The organism is Siminovitchia sediminis, assembly GCF_042680885.1.
Lineage (GTDB): Bacteria > Bacillota > Bacilli > Bacillales > Bacillaceae_C > Siminovitchia > Siminovitchia sediminis.
This window is the reverse complement of the sequence record NZ_JBHUEO010000102.1, coordinates 1-2,438: the sequence shown is the minus strand read 5'-3', so window position 1 is coordinate 2,438 and position 2,438 is coordinate 1. Positions and strand designations below refer to the sequence as shown.

The window sequence follows — 2,438 nt, the reverse complement described above, 5'->3', positions numbered from 1 at the left end:
TTGTTCAGGTTTCTCTACTGGTTTTTCAGGTTCAGCAGGTTGTTCAGGTTTCTCTACCGGCTTTTCCGGTTCAGCAGGTTGTTCAGGTTTCTCTACCGGCTTTTCCGGTTCAGCAGGTTGTTCAGGCTTCTCTACTGGTTTTTCAGGTTCAGCAGGATCAGGATCAGGATTAGGTTCAGACTTTATAGGAATAACTGTAACAAATAAATCAAACTCACCATTAATGGTAGAGTATCTTACGACCTCTCCATTACTTACAGGCTTTGAAACAGCACCTATTACCATAGCCTTCCCACTAGGGGTTACATATCCGACAACATACCCTTTACAAGCACCTGTGGCATCTGCTTCATTGCCTACGACATGTTTATTGGCATCAATAGTAATCGAACACTTCCCTACGCTTTCAGCATTCACAGAGTTAATTGGTAAAAGGATATTCCCCATTAATCCCAACGATAATGCACTTGCCATTAATTTTTTAAACATTTTATATTCCCCCTTAATAAAAGCATGTAGAAAACATAGCTTCTTTAATCTCCGAAAATAGTAGAAAATAACATCAGACCACCAACAAAAACAATACCAACCACAAATAAACTAACAACATGATCTTTCTCTTTAACAAAATGCGCGATTTTATCAAGACTAAATAACCAAACCCCAAGATGATAAATAATAAAGATGGATATACAACCAATAACAACAACAAGGACTAAACCAAGAACCATATAGAATAAGCTAGCGAAAAAGTTAAAAATAGCATTCATTTGATTCCCCCTTAATTGAAGTGATTATCTTTTGGCTTTGATTACATTATATCATACTGTAGTATGACATACAAGTCATACTACAATTGTTTTTTACTAATTCTTCATCTTCACTAATTAAAGTTAAAAACTATACTTTAGAACCCGCTCCTACACTCATTATCAAAGTATAGAAGGGGACTTAAAGGATCAAGACAACGATCATAGACACAAAAATCATTATTTCTAAACGAGGAAACTTATCATTGATTGTCTCCATTTTATAATCAATGGATGACCCTCTTCGTACCCCTTTTGAATATGGTTTCGGTTTTTGTTGTTGTAACATATCAACTCTTGAAATGATACTCACGATGGATAAAGCAGTCTGCCCAATTCTTCCAAAGCCTCCTTTTTCATGCGATAATACTTTGCCCTTGATACGTTCAGTTGAGTGTATACAAAATAATCCCCGTGATATTTTCCGTCCTCCCGTCTGTTCAAATATTTCAATTCTATCAACTTTTTGAACTCTTCCGGTAACAAGTCGAGCTTTTCATGAAAAAGGTTAATCCACTCATTTGCGATAATGGATTTTAGTGCATACGATTCCGTTTTACTACTAAATTGATTGTTACGATTGGGTGTATCAGATATTGTTGAAGTAATGGATGGTATAGCAGTTTCATTCGCCATAGCTTTCATTTTAAAATACCTATGTAACCATTTCGTTTCAACATACTCGATAAAGAATGACGAATCTTCTTGTAAAACCTGCTCAAGTTCATCTTTACTAAACAATTTTTCTGAATTTGTAAAGAAGCCAACACCTAATCGCATAGCCATTAAACTCCCCTCCAATTATTGATAATTTTTATTCGTTTGAATTGACCTTCCTTTCACCTTTCAGATAACTTTTAATATAGTTTATCCGTCCTAATAAATACCTTTGTTCTTCGATAGGGATTTTTTCCAAGAATTCAACATCATGTTCTAAACCTAACAACAGGCAATAAACTTCACTATTCTTTCTTTCATTTTTCGATAGTATAGACTCCTTTTTCTTTACTAGAGGAAACGGCATTAAAAGTCACCCCTTTGTTAATTCTAATATTAATAACAATGACTCCATATTTTGTCCTGTTTTATCACAAAATAAACCTAAAAATACTTTAAGTTTTTAATTCGTTTCCTCTTCATATAGAACTTTTATATTTCTAATCCCACCAAAAACACCTTTCTCGTACTCTATATGATCGTCTTTTTCTACAGAAAGCCAGACTTTTTCTGATACTTCATAATCCTTGCCATCAACAAAAATAATATATTTGTCACTTGAAACGACTGGTGTAACAGCTATACTTCCATTTGATCCAACACCTACTCCGACATTTACATCTCCTTTTTGGAAATGTTTCTCTTGAACAATCCCTTCGTAAATAATTGGTTCCCCTGATGTTTCATCAGTATCACAAGCAACTAAACTTATTAAGAAAAAGGGGATAACGTATTGTAAAATATTAAACCTTTTCACCTTTTTCATTTTCCCACTCCTTAACTGTTTCCCGTATTGTCAAAACTTTTATATTAAATAGGCTATAGAATGTCTTTATAGCGGGCTTTATAAGCAAAAAAATTGCCACCCCCTGAATTCTAAGGATAATTGAAGTTACTACACACCCAAAAACC

Annotated in this window: 4 protein-coding genes and 1 pseudogene; all 5 read right to left on the bottom strand. The window is 34.2% G+C overall.

The genetic code is table 11. From position 1 onward, the window contains the following. A pseudogene (locus ACFSCZ_RS17745) lies at positions 1–489 on the bottom strand (hypothetical protein); the annotation flags it as partial. 44 nt (positions 490–533) lie between these two features. Next, positions 534–770: a hypothetical protein gene (locus ACFSCZ_RS17740; protein ID WP_144463420.1), complete on the bottom strand. Its 237-nt coding sequence runs from the start codon at positions 768–770 to the stop codon at positions 534–536. Positions 771–1,118: 348 nt separating this feature from the next. Then, positions 1,119–1,595, bottom strand: coding sequence for an ArpU family phage packaging/lysis transcriptional regulator (locus ACFSCZ_RS17735; RefSeq protein WP_144463419.1), 477 nt, complete (start codon positions 1,593–1,595; stop codon positions 1,119–1,121). 28 nt (positions 1,596–1,623) lie between these two features. Beyond that, the gene (locus ACFSCZ_RS17730; RefSeq protein WP_380775841.1) at positions 1,624–1,833 is read right to left on the bottom strand and encodes a hypothetical protein; all 210 of its coding nucleotides are present in this window, start codon (positions 1,831–1,833) and stop codon (positions 1,624–1,626) included. A gap of 96 nt (positions 1,834–1,929) precedes the next feature. After that, a complete protein-coding gene (locus tag ACFSCZ_RS17725) occupies positions 1,930–2,292 on the bottom strand; it encodes a hypothetical protein (protein ID WP_144463418.1) in 363 nt (120 codons plus the stop codon). Positions 2,293–2,438: the final 146 nt, after the last annotated feature.

Coding starts and splice junctions, on each gene's coding strand:
- ACFSCZ_RS17740 (WP_144463420.1), bottom strand. CDS start 770: ATGAATGCTATTTTTAACTTTTTCGCTAGCTTATTCTATATGGTTCTT.
- ACFSCZ_RS17735 (WP_144463419.1), bottom strand. CDS start 1,595: ATGGCTATGCGATTAGGTGTTGGCTTCTTTACAAATTCAGAAAAATTG.
- ACFSCZ_RS17730 (WP_380775841.1), bottom strand. CDS start 1,833: ATGCCGTTTCCTCTAGTAAAGAAAAAGGAGTCTATACTATCGAAAAAT.
- ACFSCZ_RS17725 (WP_144463418.1), bottom strand. CDS start 2,292: ATGAAAAAGGTGAAAAGGTTTAATATTTTACAATACGTTATCCCCTTT.